Source organism: Metabacillus sp. KUDC1714, from assembly GCF_014217835.1.
Taxonomy (GTDB): Bacteria; Bacillota; Bacilli; order Bacillales; family Bacillaceae; genus Metabacillus; species Metabacillus rhizosphaerae.
In genome coordinates, this window is record NZ_CP055263.1 from 637,521 (window position 1) to 656,601 (window position 19,081).

The following is a 19,081-nucleotide window of genomic DNA, read 5'->3' on the forward strand; positions in this document are numbered from 1 at the left end:
CGCGCCCTAATCTGGAATAGTCCATAACTTCAAGCCTTGATGAACTGTGCATGACGACGGCTAGGGTCACGCTTTTCTGGTAGAACCCAGTACTTCCAAATAGTGCTGATTGTACATAATGCCTAGGATGTTCCCAAAGGGATCGACCACGGAAGCAGTGATGAACCCCTCTCCGCGCTCTGTGGGTTCCTCGTACTCTTTCGCTCCCATAGACAGCAATTGCTTGAAAGTTGCTGTTACATCGTCGACGTGCCAGTACACTACAGCACCGGACGGGCCGGTCGCTGAACTATCGGGCGCGTAGCTGCTATCGATCAGGCCCAGTTCGTGCTGGTAATCGCCGAGTCGAAACTCGGCATATCCTGGACGTTCGAAGTATGGTTCGATGCCCAATAGCTCGGCGTACCACTTCTTTGCTGCTATTAGATCATCCGTCCAAAAACTAACTGTGGTGAGTCCTCGTAATGTCTGTGTGTCGTTCATAATCGATTTCCACCTTAATGTTGAGTAGTATGTCTTGATACTCAACTAAAATAACATCTTCTGATTAACTTCGATTTACTTACGATTAATCCCTTCTCATATTCAAGAAAACAGTCCGATTGTTGAAGATCCAAGGCTGTTAAAGCTGGCTCGCATTTATTGAACTCTAGCCCTAGTTACTTTAAGTGCAATTATTCACTATCTTAAGAACCTTAATAAAAACTCCCTTCCATTAATGAAGGGAGTTTTATAACCATCAGTAGGGGATTGCCGACTTCGCCACGTCCTGTGGCAAAGTCGGCAATCGTAATCCTGTACTTCGAGAAAACCCCACTGATGGAAGTCTCACTTTATTCGTCTTCCTCTTCCGCTCTATTTGTTTGCGTTGGGAGAGTATCCCAGAAGCTTGTATCAGCCGTTTTAATTGATCCATCAGCAATTGCATTAACTGCTGCATTCAAAGTCGTAATCGTTTGTTTGATTAAATAACCATTGCTTTTTTGACCAAGTGCATAAGACTCGATATAGTGATCTGACATACCGCGCATTTCAAAAAGTAACGTTGAGATATCATAACGGACTGCAGCACCATTCCGTCCGATATTTGCGCCATCCCCTCCGTTATATTTGCCGATATGCCCCCAGCCCGTATCTTCAAGGGTATTGTATACCACTGCCCCGAGTTTTTTAGAACCTTCTAATACCTCTGGTTTTACTTCCGAATTAGTTGGATAGAGGATAGAACCAGATACCAGCTCACCATCTGTTTGACTGCGTGTTCCTTGATGATGTAAATCAATCATATAATCGATATCATATTTCGAAAACACATTTTCATGAAGTGCTCTTACCTCAGCCTCCATCTCGTTGACAGGCTTATCATGTTCACGATTTAAATCAACTTCATTTGCATTATATCGTGTTAAGTGACGATCACCGTCAGCTAAATAGTTATCAAGTGAGAAGTTAACATCACCCATCGCTCCATCAGCATTTAACATCGGGATCACTAGCACATTTACATGATCCAGGACATCTTTAAGTTTGTTCGTGCCTAAGTGTTTAATAAATTCAAGTGCCCCTTCAGTGGTGAGCTGCTCGTTACCATGCTGCTGGGTTAAAAATAATATTGTTGGATTATCAGGGTTTGATAAGTATTTGGCCAAGTAAATATCACGGCCTTTAACCGTTTGCCCAATGACTTCAAGCTCCATCGTAGCTTGCTTGGAATCTTGGGTTTTCAAATAATCAACCATGCTTTCATATGTATGTAAAATCGATGTTTGAATGGAACCATTCCCCGTGTTTGGCCCATTGCCTACTGCATTTGCTGGAATTGAAACAGCTGTAACTGTTCCTATTGCCAATATACTAGATAATGAAATAGATAAAACTTTCTTTTTAATACTCACTTACAATTCCTCCCCTTTTTACAATTGGTTACCATTCTATTTTACTGGTTCATGTTACTAGAATTAATAGAGTAGGCTACCTATTGTTTAGACATATTTCGATACCCGAAATATGTGCAAGTAGAATTATTTATTGACATAAATTGTAAGTTCGTAGGGAATAGTGATTACGGATGAAACATGTTTCAATTTTTACTAAAAGAAGAATCTTGTCTATGAATTAAATCATCTGTATGATTGGAAAATACATAAAATTTTACTCTATTTATTAAAGTGATCTATTCTAGCAAAGAATTCATTGTGAAAATCATAAAATAATTTTTTAGTTGGTAGCAATGATCGGTAGACAGGTGTGATGACGCCTAATGTTCGGGTAACATTTGGCTCGGTTAAAGGGATTTTCACCGTTGAGCTTGGAATGCTTTCTACTAGTGTCACTTCAGGCATAAGCGCCACCCTAATCCCACAAGTGAATTATGAATAAACTGAGAAAGCCCTTTGATATCATAGTGTTCAGGAATTTCTCCCTGTTCTTGACCATGTTTCAGTAAATAATATTGCGGTTTCCCTTTTTACAAAAGTCTCTGCAACTTTTGTAACGATAATTCAACCGCTGTGTTCATAAACATCCTTTCTTTATTAAGGGAATTACTCTTTTACGTAAGTACATTACTTTACAAAATTCATCTCCAGACCGTGACATTTAAAGTTATAATTAGGATTTTTCCTAACTTCTTCTTTCTGAAGTTCATACAAAGCTAATTTATAGTTTATTTCTTCTAGGTGTTTTACACTTTCTTCGATTTTCTTTTGTACTTCCAATTTATTCTGCATCAACATTTCTTGTCTTTGCAATAAGGTAATATTACCCAAAATATAGATATTTATTACAGCTGGCATACCATCACATCTCAAAAATATATTTTTTAGCATTCTCTCAAAACTAACTTGGTCACGCTCTGGTAACATTTTGGTCACACAATATAGATAACTACGGGAAATTACAGTTCATTTATGTTTGCATGGCCCCCTCAAATACCTTGATATGATGCCATTTCAGAGCATCCTAGTATAATAGCGGTAATTATACACTCCACCCTGGCAGCGTAGAGGTCAGGGGTTCGAGCCCCCTATGCTCCATCCTATATAAAATCCGGAAAAAACCTTGATATATCAAGGTTTTTTTCTCTTCTCCTGCGTCCTCAACGGGCATCGAAATTTATGCTTAACTTCCGTTTGGTCACAGTATTCATTTTATAATTACATCTAACGCGGGCTTCTTCTTCTTGCATTGTTGGAAGCACATGCGAATAAGTGTCGAGTGTTACTTTTAGGTTACTGTGACCTAATCGTTCTGATATGATCTTGACATTTATTCCTATCGACAATAACAAAGTTGTATGAGTATGCCATAAATCGTGGAAGCGGATTTGTAATAAGCCATAAAAAATAAAGGGTGATACATATTAGTCATGTATAATATGTATCACCCTTTTCTTTCCTGTTCCACAATAACGCCCAGAATGTGGAAGATCATTATTTAAGATAACCACCCTTTTACTTTAATAAGAAATCTTCTTTTTATAGGAAGGTAGTTAGTGAACTGAAATTCTATCTTTTTAAACAAGAATAGGCTACCTCACCTTTAGTGAAATAACCTACTTTACTCTATTTTCCACCTGTAAATGAAATTCCTTTAATAAAATACTTATTGAAGAAGGCATAGATTAATAGTACAGGTAATGTAAAGATCATAGAAGCTGCCATGATATAGTTCCAATAACTAATATATTGACCTTTGAAAGTATTTAATCCAAGTGGCAATGTATATAGATTTGGATCCGATAGAACAATTAATGGACGCATAAAATCATTCCATATTCCCATAAAAACAAAGATCGTTTGTGCCGCTAAGGCCGGACGAGCTAATGGTAAAACAACCTTGAAGAAGATACCAAATCGATTTAGACCGTCAATCAAAGCTGCCTCCTCCAATTCTTTAGGGAAGTTAATAAAGAATTGGCGCATCATAAAAATAAACGTTGCATTAATCATAGACGGAGCAATCATTCCTTGGTAGGAATTTAACCAGCCAAGCTCTTTTAAAATCAAATAGTTTGGTATCATCGTTACCTGTGCTGGAATCATCAACACAGCTAAAATGATGACAAACAATGCATTTTTACCAGGAAAACTTAATCTAGCAAGAGCATATCCCGCCATTGAATTAAAAATTAAATTTAAAGCTGTCGCAACTGATGCGATAAACACACTGTTAAATAACCATCTAGGAAACAGTTCTTGTTCTATAAATATCGTTTTATAGTTGTCGAAGGTAAAATCCTTTGGGATAAAATTCATCGAACCACTTACTATCTCTTCAAGTGTTTTAAAAGAAGAAGAAAGTGCCCATAAAAATGGGATGAGCGTGATAATCGCATAGCCTACTAGAATCACATATAATATGTTTCTTCCAACACTTCTTTTTTTCATGCTGCTCACTCCTTAGTAGAGGGATTCCTCTTTTGAAAATTTTCGTTGTAATAAGGTTGCAACTAGGATCACCAATGCAAGTGCAAATGCTAATGCTGCAGCATATCCCATTGTGCCAAAGTTTTTAAATGCGTATTGATAAATCAGTAAAACAACCGTTAATGTTGAGTTGTTTGGTCCACCAGAACCACCTGAGAAAATATAGGATTGATCGAATAGTTGGAATGTCCCGATAATCCCCATGATCACAACAAATGAAGTAACTGGGCGTAAATTTGGAACGGTAATATACCAAAATTTCTTAATTGGGCCTGCTCCATCTAGTTCTGCAGCTTCATAAAGTGAATCAGGAACATCCTGAAGAGCCGCTAAGTAAATAACCATAAAGAATGGTGCTGTTGACCAAATGTTCATAATCATGATGGCATTTAACGCAACTGCAGGATCTCCCATCCAGTTATAGGTTGGTAGTCCTATCATACTAAGAAGATTGTTAATTAAACCATTTTGGTTATACATCCACATAAAGATTAATGTTAATACAGCTGAGGATGTAAGCGTCGGAAGGAAGTAAATAATTCTAAAAAGCTTCTCTCCCTTTAATCCTGCATTTAATGTTGCAGCAAGAATAAGTGCTAGGATCGTTTGACATGGAACAACAATCACAACATATTTAAATGTATTCCATAAAGCAATTTTCGCCCTCGTGTCATCTAGTATTTTTGCAAAGTTTTCAAAGGCAACAAATTTATAGCTCGTTCCTCCTAATAATTGAACATCATTAAATGATAAGAAGATCGCATATAAAATAGGGCCAATAACAAATAGTAACAGGACGAATAGAGCAGGTGACATGAATAAATAGCCTTGTCCTGCATCTCTTAATCTTGCTGGTGAATACTTTCTTTTCATGTGTTTCATCTCCCTTATAAGAGCCCTCTCTTTTAGTTTATATAACTCTTTCTATCGATGTTAGATTCAAACATCGATAGAAAGAGTTGTATACCTTAAAAGGAAAGAGGAAGGAAGCTGCCCCTTCCTCTTGGTTACTTATTATTGTGCTTCAATTTCTTTATTCGCTTGATCTTGCGCTTCCTTCAAAGCTTCATCTAGTGGACGATCGCCAAGGTAGGCACTAACAAACTGGTTATTAAAGTTTGTAAAAATAACAGGTAGGTTTTTACCATCAGACCAAACGGTTGCATATCGAGCACCATTTACAAGTGACGCACGAAGCTCATCTTTATCATAACCAAGCTCAACTGCTACTGATTTTCGAGAAGGTAACTCAAATCCTTTTGAAGTCCAAGTCTTCATACCTTCTTTTCCAGTTAGATAAGAGATAAGCTCCCAAGCTGCTTCTTTCTTTTCAGATGCTGAATTCATGACGTAGCCTACAGTAAATGCCATCGTGCCTTGTTTACCATCAATCGTTGGTACTTCTGCTGTTCCGAACTCAATATCAGGGAATGTACTTTGTAAGTATGGAATAGCCCAGTTTCCTTCAATGACCATTGCAGCTTTTCCTTGTCCGAACATTTCACCAGTCCAACCTGCACCTACTTCATTAGGTTGTGCTGCAGTTTTGTCTACTAAGTGTTGATCCACATATGGTTGTAAACCTGCTACAACATCTTCACTTGCAAAGTTTGCATTACCATCTTTTACAATGTCTCCGCCTTTAGATTCTGCAATAAACTGTAGGCGTGCTAGTTCTGGATTTTGACCAAATCCAAAGACTTGATTACCTTGTGTTAATTTTTTTGATACGTCTAAAAGCTCATCCCAAGTTTTTGGAACCTCTACATTAGCATCTGCAAGCATTTTTTTGTTATAGAAAAGTGCTAGAGTTGAATAGCCCTTAGGAAAACCATAAGTCTTTCCATCTATTTGGAAGGCTTCAATTAATGGCTTTTCAAAATCCTCTATGTCGAATCCCTCTGTCACATAGCTATCTAAAGGTTCTACAACTCCTGTTTCAATTAAACCTGGTGCTTCAAAGGCATCAAGATAGAATACATCTGGACCTTCGCCACCAATTAATCTTGTTTTAATTACATCCATATATTGATCTGCGATTACTTCATGCTTTACCTTAATATTAGGATGACTTGTTTCAAAATCTTGAAGGACTTGTTTGAGAAGTTCACTTTCTTCTGGTGAGGACCCCCAACCTGCAAGAGTAATTTCAACTGGTTGATCTGAGTTTGTTGCATCTCCACTTGCACTGTCATCACCATTGCTACAGCCAGCTAAAACGTTTCCAATCAAGAAAGATACAGTACCTAATGTTGCTAACCATTTTTTCATTTTCATGTTTGTTCCCCCTATAAAGGACAATCAATTTTATTTTCATTTCCAAAGGGGATTCACCCCTTTGGTTTAATTAATAGATAAGTTCAAAGCCTGTTGTATTCTCTAATACCTTTACTTCAATGCTTTCTTGATTTCGTTGAAGTGATATCGATAGTTGACCATTTCCAATCGTCATTCCTTCAACAGCCAAAGAGTTCATATCATCTAATAGGGTCGGATTTAGTTTAATTTCCTTTTTAAGACTATCAGGGAATAACCCTAATAATGTTTGAATAAAGACAATTGGTGTTCCAGCCGCCCAAGCTTGTGGGGAGCAAGCAACTGGATATTTCACAGCCTTTCCAAGCTCTTTACTATAACCACAGAATAGTTCAGGCAATCGATTGTATTCGAAATGAGCTGCGGCATTTATTAAACCAGTCATAACTTTTTTTGCTTCTTCCTGCTGACCAAGTTTACCCATTCCTAGTAAAATCATGCTATTGTCATGAGGCCAGATACTTCCGTCATGATAGCTCATTGGATTATAGCCAGCTTCACCTTCACCCATTGTTCTGATTCCATAGCCTGAAAACATTTTCTCGGAAAGAAGCATGTTTGCTACTGCCTTATTTCTTTCCTCAGAAAGCATTCCCGAGAATAAAACATGACCAGGATTTGAGGTGATTGTTCCAACTTGTTGCTTGTTTTCATCAAGAGCAATGGCATAGAAGTTAACGTCATCCATCCAAAATTCAGCATCAAACTTTTCTTTAAGCTTGCTTGCTTGTTGACGTAGCTGAACAGCTAACTTTTGTTTTCCAATTTGGTCATAAATCTCAGCTATTCCTATTTTTGCTTGATACACGTAGCCTTGTACCTCAGCTAATGCAATCGGTGTTTTCGCATAGTCTCCGTTGCGGTGAACAATTGAGTCACCTGAATCTTTCCAGCCTTGATTAGCAATTCCCTTACTTGATTCTTGATGATATTCAACAAACAAATCGCCATCACGGTCACCGTATTGATCGATCCATGCTAAGGCATCAGCAATATTTGATTCAACTTCCTTCACAATTTCTAAATCACCAGTCCACTTCACATACTCACAAACTAAAATAAGGAATAATGGTGTAGCGTCTATCGTTCCATAGTAAGGTGTGAAAGGAATTTGATTTGTATTGGCTAGCTCACCAAAACGAATTTCATGCATGATTTTTCCTGGTTGTTCATCACGCCAAGAATCTTGGTTTTTTCCTTGCTTGCTTGCCATCGTTAAAATTGTCCCTTTAGCAACCTCTGGATTCAGCGATAGCATTTGTAAAGCAGCTATTAAACTATCACGACCAAATGGAACGCCAAACCAAGGTAAGCCCGCTACAGGAAACTTGCCATAACCAAGATCAGTTAAAAGAACTCGTAAGTCACCAATCCCTCGGTCCACAAGACGTTTAAGAGCTTCATGATCAGTTTTCACCTTAGGAATGTTCGCTTCCCATTCTTGATATGATTTTTTTAACTGGTATAGAGCCTGTTCCGGTTCAATGACCTGGTTATGGTTTGTGTCACCTACTTGTGGTTGAACCATAAAAGTGACGGATTCTCCACACCCATGATCGAGGTTAAAATCAAAGGTTATGTCACCTGTTTCGGTTACCTGAATCGCTTCCTTATTCCAATCAATTCTTGTGCGTCTATTAATTTGATCAGCACCTTCATAATGATAAGTTAATGAGTTCCCATCAACAGTCTGCCCTGTACGCTTTCCAACCTCTCCATTTTGAAAGCCACGAACAATAAACATATCTTTAAAATCAACATCCACATGAATGCTTAGTTTAAACTCGACAGGCTTAGGGTAGTAATTTTTCACCTTAACCGTTTCGTATAGCACGTCTCCGTAAATAAAACGTGTACGTTCAATCTCTACTGATTCACGCCATAAAATGAGTTGGCAATCTTTCTCCATATGTGGGTTTGTTAATAAAATCTTAGCCATATAGTTTTCATCAGCATCTGATGACAATAGAATAGGTTCCTCCCCATTAATACGAAGATCCAATTTGCTTAGAAAGCGCGTATCCTTCGTATAGAGCCCTAAACCATACGAATGATTTTCAGGGATATTTCCTTTGTCATCTGTTAGTAAAAATAAATCATTTTCTTTTATTACTCGGTAATCCATTCTGCTTCCACATCCAATCTAATCACATGTATTGACGTTATTATGTCGTCCTAATTCCTACGTCACCCTTTTACCAAAACGTTTCGGTTTTTATCCGCAAAAAAATGTCATTATTTTGTTTTATTCCTTTACTTTAACGTTTTATTTTTTTGTCAAAATTAAAAAATAAATCAACTTTCTATTAATCTAACTTAAACGTTTTGGATTTTACCTAAAAACCACCCATCACTTGTGGTTTTTAGCAGTAGATTCCCTTACAACTAGCTTCGTACCCAATGTAATCACATGCGGCTCAAGTGTTCCTTCTAACATCTTTATTAAAAGATTTGCCGCTTGGTAGCCTAGTTGGAAAATATTTTGAGAAATCGTTGTCAAAGGTGGGTTTGAGTATCCTGCAAGTAAGATGTCATCATATCCTACTACAGACAAATCCTCTGGAACCTTTCTGCCTAATTCTTTTGCACCTTCAAGAATTCCCAATGCCATTAAATCACTTGCTGAAAAGATAGCCGTTATTTCCGGATACTTTTCCAATAACTTAATAGCCTGTAACTTCCCTGCCTCTTCTTCAAACCTTCCATTAACAATCCATTCTTTTTTATATGAGATGCCGGCCTCCTGCAAAGCTTCCCTGTATCCTTCGAATCTCATATTACTGACAAAAGCCTTACTATGACCATTGACCATCGCAATATTTCTATGACCCAATTCTATTAGATGGTTAACAGCTTTCTTAGCACCTAATTTGTTGTCTGTTGTTACGTGTCCAACATTCTCACTTTGAATCGGATAATCGATTAAAACACATGGAATATCACTATTTACAACCTCTTGTAAATAAGGATCATCGGTTTTAATTCCTTGGATAATGGCTCCATCTACTCTACGCTCTCGACAAAGCTGCGTATAAGTTTTCTCTCGCTGCTTTGTTGAATTTGTATTAAATAAAACGAGATCATAATCCAATTCTGAAGCACATTCATTAATGCCTGAAAGGACAGAAAAGGTAATTTGGTCTTTTGCACTTTCCCTGTTTAACCCTGATACGAGCAATCCAATTGTTTTGGATTTATTCATCACAAGACCTCTTGCTAACGTATTAGGGCTGTAGTTTAGCTCTTTAGCTAAATTCATAATTTTTAGTCTTGTTTTTTCGCTAACATCTGAGTATCCATTTAACGCCCTAGATACTGTCGTAACGGATACACCAGCTGCTTTAGCAATATCTTTTATTGTGGTCATGTCACCCAGCTCCCAAAACGTTTCGGATCACTTATGTTTCAATCATAATGTATCTCGAAATCGTTTGCAAGTATTTTCTTTTTCAAATTTTATTGTTATAAAATTTGAAATGACTACTTTCTTTCTAGAAAAATTGAAAGGGTAAGCTATCTTCAACAATGGCCCTTTTATTGAACAAGCAGGGAAGGAGAGCATCGTGTTCTCGACATTAATTAAAATTTTTTATATACCTCTGCATAAGCCACTTTTAAACGGTCCCTAAGTTGTTTGTTATCATCTTCTAATTTCTTAATCTTCCGTTTCAGTGATTCAATAAGAGCATCCTTGTTGCTCTCATTCATTTTTCGCTTCACTTGTATGGTGTAGGTGCTTGTGATTGTTGTTGCCTTAATGCTTCAATCCTTTCATGAATATCAACATTATTGTAGAGCGTTGCTTTCGATACACCTGATTCATTTGAAACACTGTTAAAATTAATACTCTCATTAGCTCGTATGAGCCGTTTAATTGATTCATCTACCTTTTGATATGTATTTACTTTCCGTTGGGCGTGTATACTCTTCAATTGGGCTGAACGGTCATATTTAGCCATACACCTTGCTTTCGTTTTGCACGGTCTAATCTTCCAAAGATTATACTTCCAGTTTTGAGCGTTTTATATATTTCTTGTAGTCTTTCTAGATTCTTTTGATTTTTTGTAACAAGTTCTTCACGTTAATTTTCTTTTGCAATCTCAATCATTTTTGATTGTGAATTGTGGATTGAATATGAAGGTTAAACAAGGCGGTTCCTCGACGTGAGGACAATTACCATGCAACCTCGCTCTACGAACCATATGGGTTATCTACGGCAGTCAGCTTTTGATCACTCCACAACATATCAAGAACATCCTTTGGAGCTTCTTCCGATTCTGATATTTCATACATCTTTCATTTAAGTCATCCGTATATGATTCATCGTCAAACGGATTTTTAGATTTTTGCAATAGCATTGGTGCGAAAAACACATAGACCACCTCAAGTTGATTGTACGACAGAACAACTCCTGATTCATTGGTAACTACTTGTCATATATGGAATTCTTTGCGAGCTATTTTATAAAGAAGAGTTAGAGCCTTATAAAAAAAGAGGAATTCAACTATTTAACCTTCGTAATCTAACTAGACAACAAGAAAGTATTGCTGAAGTATCAGCACAGACTAAAATACAGCTGCATACCCTTTTGGATCAGGTTTTTCCTGAATATAGAGGAGTTTTTGGAAGCCTATATTCAAAGGTCTCATTGCTTACATTATTAGCATTTCCTACTTCAGAAGCCGTGCTAAGTGTGAGTGAAAAAGAAATAGCAGAGAAAATAGCTTCGCTATGTATGAGTCGTTCAGATGCATGGGCAAACGAAAAGGCGAAAAAATTGAGAGAAGCAGCCCTACGTAATCCATTTCAAAACAACCTGTACCAGAGTAATATTTTTAATCTTGAGTTATTAGTCAAGATCGTTCTTCAATACCAAGAGCCTCTATCTAAGGTTGCAGATGAGATAGATACCCTCGCTAAAGAAATTGAAGAATATCATATACTGCAATCTATCCCTGGAATCGGAGAGAAAATCGCTGCCACGATTATTTCCGAAATTGGTGAGATAGATCGGTCCAATAATGCCAAAAAGCTCGTTGCATTCGCTGGAGTAGATCCTAGTGTTTACTCTTCTGGTAAGTTTACAGCATCAGTAAATCGAATTACCAAACGAGGTTCTTGTAGGCTTCGTCATGCCTTGTATATGGCTGTTCAAAGTGGTATTCGTGATGCCCGTAAAAAGAAAACGACTGATGAAATCATCGCACGCAATAAAAGATTAAGAGAGTTTTACGATAAGAAACGTGAAGAAGGAAAACCCTTTAGAGTAGCAGTTATTGCATGTGTTAATAAGCTCTTACATTGGATTTTTGCCTTACTAAAAAGCAGGACTACTTTCCAAGATATAGCTTAAAAACTATATCTAACTAAATACAACAAAACCTTCCAAATAAAACTTATAGGAAGGTTATTTGGCATGAACATTTTTAGTATATCATGACGTTTTTAATCTTTTTATTGAAAAATGTTGACAAACTATTAGCTGGTTTAGCTTAATAACACCTCTGTACATTTAATTAATGTTTCTTTAAAAAATTCACCATTTCACTAAATGCTTTTTGTGCTGATTTTTCATTATATTGTGGAGAGTAAGGGTCACTGAATCCGTGTTTCCCGTTAAATTTATGTATTTCGATATTTTCTAAAGTTGAAATTAACTCGTCCACAATAAATGATTTTTCTTCTTGCGGAAAGAATAGCATTGTAGGACATTGTGGTGTTAATTCCAAATAATTCCTAATACGTGAACCATAGTATCCAACTACTCCATCGACACATTCTTCGTCACTACACAACCAAGCAACAGTTGCCCCTACACTAAATCCAATGATAAATATTTTTTCGTATTCATCTTTAACATCTGATAATATATCTTTTATTTTATGCATAGCGTAAGCGAATCCAACGTTCTCCATAAAATTACGATAAGCAACTTCCTCTTGAAAATAACCGAAAGGTGTCTCTCGTTCTATTAAATTTGGGCAAATTACATCAAAACTTTGTAATGATAATAATTCACAAAAACTCTTCATATGTTGGTTAATTCCATAAATTTCGTGTATTACAATGATTACAGTACCAGACTTTTTGTGTATTTGAATCATTTTGTACCTCCTTGAACAGCTACTCCCATTATACAAATTAATACCATATTATATCATTTCTTGTTCAACTAACGCACCAATATATACAGTATTCGTTTCAAAACATTGATATGGTACACCTTTTATCATTGTTTACATGTAACCGTAGATAAGCGTTTAAGGGCTTGACTTGGAGCCTCTGTGGGCATGATTGGTCTTGAAAGGCTGAAGCCGTTGTTTCATCAGGCATGCGAGCCTATCATACCCACCCCTCCAAGTAAAGCCCTATCTTTATTAACGTTAAAAACTATAATTACTTACTGAAGATAATAAGTAAACAAAGATAGGAGATAGGCTATTTTTGTTTACTTATTAACTATGAATACGGTCAAAAATCATACTGTATATATCTGCTCCATTAGTTCAATAAAAAAGGAGCTGTATTACAACCTCTTGTTAATTATTACACCGTTAGCAAAATTTCAAATTATTTTTTATTAGATCCATACTATTTTCGGATCAATAAACACAAATTAAATAGAAAACTTTTTGAACCCCTAATTAACCTTCTATCAATTTCGATTTAACCAGGATTCTTATTAAATCATTAATCTTTTATTTTTGGCATACTATCACATCTCAAAATCTTGCTCTCTTCTCCATGCAACAAAAGCATAATTAACACTAAAATATTGGTCACACTCTGGTAACATTGTGGTAACCAACTATAGAAAACTCGGGGAAACTACAGTTCATTTATGTTTCCATGATTCCTTAAAAACATTGATATAAAGCCATTTCTGAGCATCCTAGTAAACTAGAGGAAATTATACATTCCACGCTGGCAGCGTAGAGGTCAGAAATTCGAGCCCCCTATGCTCCATTTCAGTAAAGCAAGGTGGATGATATTGATACTTCCATTTCTTCCTAGGTTTTCTCCATTTACTCCACCCTGTGCAGTTAGAAATATATATACTACCTAGTTACAATCCAGATTATTAATTTTTTCAATAAATAGTTCATTACACCTACATTTTTTTACATTATATCTAGCATTCAACTACCTACTAAATAAAAAAACCCCACTCCTCAAGAGTCAGCAGACCCGAAGAATGGAGACTTCTATTTAAGAATTTTCTAATGCATCAGAAATTTTCCCTAAGAAAAACCCATCGAGTTCGTTTAGTTTTCCTCTCCAGAGTATATCTCCTTTAGAAGGTGTTGGATTGCTGTCACCACAATATACTTTAGCGTTTTTTAAGTGAATGAAATGGACTTCAGAATCGTCGATTGCTTCTGTTGCCTGTGCAAGTTTCTCACTTATTTTTTGAGCCACTTCGCTTCCTTCTGCAAATGTTTCACTTAAAGTTTCAAAGTATTCTTTGGCAGAGACTAGAGTTCCTGTCACGATTGCTCCATTTACATTTAGTGAAATATCCAGTGAGAAATCGTGCTGATTTGCAGCTTGTACGAAAAACTCGATAATTCTGTCTTTTGTTTTGCTGTGTTCATTTGTCATATTCACTTCTCCTTTCTTTAAGAAGATGTGTCATCATTACTTGAAAGGGTTGTGTCGTTCTTCTCCTCTTCATTTTTAGGTGTTTGTTTCGATTGGTTCTTTTCTTGACTTTGCTTTTTTGTATCATCTTCGTTACTGATATTCTCATTTCCTTCTACTTGATCTTCTGTTGATTCATTTTCCTTATTCTTGGAATTACCTTGATTATTTTCTTCCCCTTCATCATGCTCAGATCTCTCCTTTTTATCTTTTTGCTGTTCACCATCTTTTGGCTTTGTAAGTAATTCCTCTAAATTCTCTAGCCGCTCATTCAATCTATCATTTTCCTTCTTCAATTCTTCATATTTACTCTTCGTTAACTCTTCATCTTGTGAACTTGTTTCATTCTCTGAGGTTTCCTCTTGATCGGAAGTCTTTTCATTTGACTCATTTTCCTTTTTAAATAAACTTTTGGCAGAATTTTTGAGTGAACCTGCTGCTTGCATTGATTTTTCTTTTGCAGATTGACCTAAGTCCGTTCCTTTGCTCTTTAATTTATCATAGTCAATTTTATCCATCAGCTTTTTCCCATTTTCCGGTGTTGCTAAATAGCCAACTGTTGCACCAATTAGGCCCCCTGCGATTGATCGCTTCATTGGATTGCTATTGGAATTGGTTTGATTATCAGCTTCATGATTGTTTTGGTTTTCGTTATGATTCGTTGATTCATTTTCTTTTGTTTGATTCGTTTTATTTTCTACCATTTTTGTTTCAGCCATTTTATTTACCCTCCATTTAAATTAAGAATTGGATTCTAGTTTTTTTTCAAGAGATTCCAATCTCTCGTATAATCGTATGTTTTCTTCTTTTAGTGCATTTGCTTGATGGTTGAAAGCTTTTGAGCTTAGGTATGGATTTGTTTCCCACCAATCCATGCCGATCTCTTTTGCTTTATCAACCGAAGCGACAATAAGCCGTATTTTAATGGTTAATAATTCGATATCCGCTATTCCTACGGTAATATCGCCTGCAATCACGACACCTTTATCAAGAATTTTCTCTAATACATCCACAATTGTATTGGATTGCATCGAAGGTTGAACTGTCATTTTGCCTAGTCCTCCTTAAGCGTTCTATTACAATAAGCTTCCTAAAGGACCGAGATCAATATTTAAATCCTCTGTATCAAGGTTAAAAATTTCTTTTAGTTCTTCCATTTTTTCTTCCAGATTCATTAAAGCTTCACCTAGGTTTTCAATTTGTTCATCAGTCAAAGTACCTCCTTCAACACGTCTTATGGCATGTCTTTCGACAATTTGCCTTAGCAATTCAATGACAGTTAATACGAGCTGTGCTAACCCATGCTTCGCATTGTCAGGATCCCAGTGAATTCTCCCATTTGTTGGGCTGCCCGGTTGCATTGATTAATTCCTCCCTTTGCTGATCAAAGTGACTAGATGAGATGGTGTCTCGGTTTTCATGTTGAGCTTGAACAAGGCTTTCCACTGAAGAGATTAACACCCGTAAATCTAAATAAACGAGATCTACTCCTGCTATGGAAATGACTAAATCAGCCTTTATGGCAACACCTTTATCAAGAATCACATCCAAAATATCAATTAATGCAATTTCTTTGTCTTCAATTGATTCTCTTATCGACATGATTTCCCTCACCTATGAAACTTGAAAAATGGTAGGCCGGCCATGGACCTGATGCCTCAAATCGCCATCCCAATCCAAGCATATTATCTTCATATTGTTTAATCTGTTTTAAAAACGGCTCTACATTCTTTTCAGAAACAAGGTATACGCCATTCCATGTCATATTCTCCCTTCTTCCTGTCACATCTTTGTTCCAATTGCCTTTTACATTCCCTTGAATAACAAAGTGTTTTAATTGGTGATGAATGGATTTACTGACACGATGCTTTTCTTTTTCAAGCTCAGAATCGATTAACTTATCAATCTTTTTTAATTCGAAAAACTGCCTTCCTTTAGGTAATCCGCTAATCTCTGCTTTTTTTGCTTCAATGACCGGATTTTTCTCACTAACATGTTTCTTTAATTGCGAATCCTCGCAATAAATTTTGAGATTCCATTCCTCATTACCTGAAAGAGCCTTGAATGTTGCAGCTATTCTTTCTCTGGTCGATCGAATAGCCTCTATTAACCGCTCTTGGTTTTGATAGATGGTACAAAATTTCATCGGAACAATCGTATAAAGTTTTGCTAGATTGATCACTGTTTCATGATGATGAAAGGCTTTTTCTTGCAGCCACTCCATATCCTGGTTTATTTTGTCCTGTATAATCTCTTCTGAATACTGCTTTGAATCTAGGAGACTAACGATTGCCGTGATATCCTGGATAACAATGGTAAAAGGCTCTGTCTGACCATCAAATCCTTTCATAGAAGGAAAAGATTGATTTTCTGCTTCTTTTGTTGGCACCAGACCATATAAATAGGTAAAATTCGCCACTTCTTCAACCTCCTTTTCGCTTCGTCATCTCCTGCCAATGCTCCATTTCCAAACGTTTTGCCATTTCATATCGAAGAAGAAGGTCTTCCTCTTGCTTTTTATAGGCTGCTTCAGGAATTTCACCTAGCTCATACATCATTTGTAATTGAATCAGCTTTTGTTGAATGGTTGGGAGATCATAGAGTTGCTTGTCGGCCTCTTCTTTCACCTTTTCTCCGATTTTTATCACTAGGTTAATCGGAGCTGAGACGATTTTGTGAAGCATCAGGCTTCTTCCACTTTTAATTTGATATTGACAAAATTGTAAGCTGGCCATGGTCCGCTATAAGAAAAGTCTACCTTGTCTTCCCATTTGTCATGTAATTTATTGACATGACGATCAAACTCTTCTTCCTTGTTCCGATCAATTAAAAATGCGGCATTTAGCAGCATCTTCTCTCCGATCGGATCATTTGCTTTAGCAGCTACAGAGGAATCCTTTAGAGAATGAAACACTTCCTGTTTTAGTTTATTTTGCAATGATTGAATCATTTTCTGGGCGGCTCCACCCAACTGAATCCTTTCATAATAACTAGCTGCTTCAGATTTATCACGTACTGTTTCAGCAAGCTTTCCAATCTGTTCATCATCATGAAATTGGGATTCAAGCCACTCCTTTTTTCCCGTTACCTTTAAACCAACTTCCATTTTTCCCTTAATTTCAGGAAAGAGCTTTTTAAATTGCGGATATAAGTTTTCCAGCAGGACTTCCACATCCTCTTTAGACTGAAAGACATTTCCAAAACTAACAGGTATTACTGTGTCATTTTGCTTCATAATCCGAGATAGAACTTTTTGATGCATCATGACATTTTCTTTATTTGGGTGAAAGATTTTCATTGGAACTTCAGCTGCAACAATTGCCGCGTCTTGGAACGTAATGAGAAATAATTCACGCTTTTCCCCTTCCAGTTCGATCTCGCCAAACTCGTCATTTTTTCCTTTTTGGATTCCACAAAAAATATAAATCCCCTTATATTCTTGTTCCATTCTTTATCCCCCTTTACTCCTCTTTAACCTGCATATTTCGACATGCTTTTAAGATGGTTTCTTCTGCTGCTTGAACTGATTTTATTGAATCTACACATTGACTGATTTGATGTCCTAAGATATCTATACATAATCTTTGAAATTCTGGGTTTTCTCCATTAATCGGAATCTCTGACTCTGCAGCTATATTTGCAATCATAAGAGATGCTCTCAAGCTAGGTCCAGAATTCTCGTTACACTGTGAACGCAGATCAGATACAAGCGTTGTGATCGCTTTTGCTTCACTCTTTTTCACATTTCCTTTGTTAGCTATAACCTCTGCCTCGCGTTCGATATCCTTGTAATCTACAAATATCGTAATTAATCGGTCTAACAAGGCATCCTGAGTTTTGTAAACACCTGCATATTCTTCTGGATTACTTGTAAAGATGACGGCAAAATCAGGATGAACGCGTACAAATGGTTCTGTTAATTTTGTGCCGTACAATGGTAGAATTCTCTCTTCTAAAATCGATAAAAAGATGTTATTTGTTGTTGGCTGTGACCGTGTAAACTCATCATAAATGAGTGTATAGCCATTTTTGACTGCTTCTAATAAGCGGCCGTCTTGCCACGTTTCTGTTACACGCTCATCCTTTTTATAGACAGATCGAACATAATGATCGACTACTTTTTTACTTGAATAACCGGTAAAGTCACCAATGAGATCTTTGTTGTTTAATTCATGATTTCCATGAATAAGCATGACCGGCTTCTTTCTTTTTTTGGCTAAGGCAAGTGCTAAAGAGGTTTTTCCCGCCCCGGATGGCCCTGTAAAATGAATCGGATATCCAGCTTTTACATACCGTAATGAGCGTGAAAGTAAATCTTTTGTTGTTTCGTCTTGAACGTATGATCGGTAATCCTTTTTGAGATTCTCAATTAATACCGTCATTTCTTTCCCTCCTGCCCCTTTTAGCCTATGCCTCTTGATTCATTGCACTTCGATAACGAATGCTTCGCCTTTTAAATGTTGTTACTTCTTTTTCTTGGTTGAGGTATACGTCATATACACCAACCATTTCATCCTTTGCATATTTTTTCATATATTCCTTTTCCTCTATGACTTCAACTGTTAGCTTCCATCCATCTTGTTCACTTACTTCCACGGAGGTAATTTTATGAACTGGAGCCACATGTTCATTAAAGAAGTCGGAAACATTCTTCATAATTGTTTTTATTTCCATTATGACCTCCTGTACGGACATTC

20 protein-coding genes and 3 pseudogenes are annotated in these 19,081 nt (G+C 36.7%); 1 reads left to right on the forward strand and 22 read right to left on the reverse strand.

Going from position 1 to position 19,081, the window contains the following annotated elements:
• Positions 1-66 precede the first annotated feature (66 nt).
• From HUW50_RS03190 to HUW50_RS03240, 11 genes and pseudogenes are all read right to left on the reverse strand, one after another.
• Positions 67-483: a VOC family protein gene (locus HUW50_RS03190; RefSeq protein ID WP_066339723.1), complete on the reverse strand. Its 417-nt coding sequence runs from the start codon at positions 481-483 to the stop codon at positions 67-69.
• A 350-nt stretch (positions 484-833) separates the two neighbouring features.
• Complete coding sequence (locus HUW50_RS03195) at positions 834-1,895, reverse strand: M14 family zinc carboxypeptidase (protein ID WP_066339734.1); 1,062 nt, start codon at positions 1,893-1,895, stop codon at positions 834-836.
• Between the two features lie 261 nt (positions 1,896-2,156).
• Entirely contained in the window at positions 2,157-2,342 is a 186-nt protein-coding gene (locus HUW50_RS03200; RefSeq protein WP_066339737.1) for a type 2 periplasmic-binding domain-containing protein, read from the reverse strand.
• A 222-nt stretch (positions 2,343-2,564) separates the two neighbouring features.
• Positions 2,565-2,864, reverse strand: coding sequence for a MerR family transcriptional regulator (locus HUW50_RS03205; protein WP_185653682.1), 300 nt, complete (start codon positions 2,862-2,864; stop codon positions 2,565-2,567).
• Between the two features lie 233 nt (positions 2,865-3,097).
• Positions 3,098-3,328: pseudogene (locus tag HUW50_RS03210) on the reverse strand (tyrosine-type recombinase/integrase); the annotation flags it as partial.
• A gap of 235 nt (positions 3,329-3,563) precedes the next feature.
• Positions 3,564-4,388: a carbohydrate ABC transporter permease gene (locus HUW50_RS03215; RefSeq protein WP_066339741.1), complete on the reverse strand. Its 825-nt coding sequence runs from the start codon at positions 4,386-4,388 to the stop codon at positions 3,564-3,566.
• A gap of 12 nt (positions 4,389-4,400) precedes the next feature.
• A complete protein-coding gene (locus tag HUW50_RS03220) occupies positions 4,401-5,300 on the reverse strand; it encodes a carbohydrate ABC transporter permease (protein ID WP_066339743.1) in 900 nt (299 codons plus the stop codon).
• Positions 5,301-5,441: 141 nt separating this feature from the next.
• Complete coding sequence (locus tag HUW50_RS03225) at positions 5,442-6,704, reverse strand: ABC transporter substrate-binding protein (RefSeq protein WP_066339745.1); 1,263 nt, start codon at positions 6,702-6,704, stop codon at positions 5,442-5,444.
• Positions 6,705-6,774: 70 nt separating this feature from the next.
• On the reverse strand, positions 6,775-8,868 hold the full coding sequence (locus HUW50_RS03230; RefSeq protein WP_066339747.1) for an amylo-alpha-1,6-glucosidase: 2,094 nt from the start codon (positions 8,866-8,868) through the stop codon (positions 6,775-6,777).
• 225 nt (positions 8,869-9,093) lie between these two features.
• On the reverse strand, positions 9,094-10,110 hold the full coding sequence (locus HUW50_RS03235) for a LacI family DNA-binding transcriptional regulator (protein WP_066339749.1): 1,017 nt from the start codon (positions 10,108-10,110) through the stop codon (positions 9,094-9,096).
• 212 nt (positions 10,111-10,322) lie between these two features.
• Positions 10,323-10,702, reverse strand: a pseudogene (locus HUW50_RS03240) (DUF6262 family protein).
• A gap of 488 nt (positions 10,703-11,190) precedes the next feature.
• Here HUW50_RS03240 and HUW50_RS03245 point away from each other — a divergent pair.
• Positions 11,191-12,096, forward strand: a pseudogene (locus tag HUW50_RS03245) (IS110 family transposase); the annotation flags it as partial.
• Between the two features lie 163 nt (positions 12,097-12,259).
• Here the strand turns inward: HUW50_RS03245 and HUW50_RS03250 are convergent.
• The 11 genes from HUW50_RS03250 to gvpO form a co-directional block, all read right to left on the reverse strand.
• Entirely contained in the window at positions 12,260-12,847 is a 588-nt protein-coding gene (locus HUW50_RS03250) for a dienelactone hydrolase family protein (RefSeq protein ID WP_066339751.1), read from the reverse strand.
• A 1,105-nt stretch (positions 12,848-13,952) separates the two neighbouring features.
• Entirely contained in the window at positions 13,953-14,345 is a 393-nt protein-coding gene (gene gvpU / locus HUW50_RS03255) for a gas vesicle accessory protein GvpU (protein ID WP_066339758.1), read from the reverse strand.
• A gap of 17 nt (positions 14,346-14,362) precedes the next feature.
• Positions 14,363-15,103 (reverse strand): YtxH domain-containing protein, encoded by a 741-nt coding sequence (gene gvpT, locus HUW50_RS03260; RefSeq protein ID WP_066339762.1) that lies wholly within the window; start codon positions 15,101-15,103, stop codon positions 14,363-14,365.
• A 21-nt stretch (positions 15,104-15,124) separates the two neighbouring features.
• Complete coding sequence (gvpJ, locus tag HUW50_RS03265; protein ID WP_066339765.1) at positions 15,125-15,433, reverse strand: gas vesicle protein; 309 nt, start codon at positions 15,431-15,433, stop codon at positions 15,125-15,127.
• Positions 15,434-15,460: 27 nt separating this feature from the next.
• The gene (locus HUW50_RS03270; protein ID WP_066339767.1) at positions 15,461-15,745 is read right to left on the reverse strand and encodes a gas vesicle protein K; all 285 of its coding nucleotides are present in this window, start codon (positions 15,743-15,745) and stop codon (positions 15,461-15,463) included.
• Positions 15,699-15,986 (reverse strand): gas vesicle protein, encoded by a 288-nt coding sequence (locus HUW50_RS03275; protein WP_046585188.1) that lies wholly within the window; start codon positions 15,984-15,986, stop codon positions 15,699-15,701. Before HUW50_RS03275 ends, HUW50_RS03270 begins: the two co-directional genes overlap by 47 nt.
• On the reverse strand, positions 15,964-16,803 hold the full coding sequence (locus HUW50_RS03280; RefSeq protein ID WP_185653683.1) for a GvpL/GvpF family gas vesicle protein: 840 nt from the start codon (positions 16,801-16,803) through the stop codon (positions 15,964-15,966). The genes HUW50_RS03275 and HUW50_RS03280 overlap by 23 nt, the downstream gene beginning before the upstream one ends.
• A gap of 4 nt (positions 16,804-16,807) precedes the next feature.
• Positions 16,808-17,068: a gas vesicle protein GvpG gene (locus HUW50_RS03285; RefSeq protein ID WP_066339776.1), complete on the reverse strand. Its 261-nt coding sequence runs from the start codon at positions 17,066-17,068 to the stop codon at positions 16,808-16,810.
• Positions 17,068-17,832, reverse strand: coding sequence for a GvpL/GvpF family gas vesicle protein (locus HUW50_RS03290; RefSeq protein ID WP_066339780.1), 765 nt, complete (start codon positions 17,830-17,832; stop codon positions 17,068-17,070). Before HUW50_RS03290 ends, HUW50_RS03285 begins: the two co-directional genes overlap by 1 nt.
• 13 nt (positions 17,833-17,845) lie before the next feature.
• Complete coding sequence (gvpN, locus tag HUW50_RS03295; protein ID WP_066339784.1) at positions 17,846-18,766, reverse strand: gas vesicle protein GvpN; 921 nt, start codon at positions 18,764-18,766, stop codon at positions 17,846-17,848.
• Between the two features lie 25 nt (positions 18,767-18,791).
• A complete protein-coding gene (gvpO, locus tag HUW50_RS03300; protein ID WP_066339794.1) occupies positions 18,792-19,058 on the reverse strand; it encodes a gas vesicle protein GvpO in 267 nt (88 codons plus the stop codon).
• Positions 19,059-19,081 lie beyond the last annotated feature (23 nt).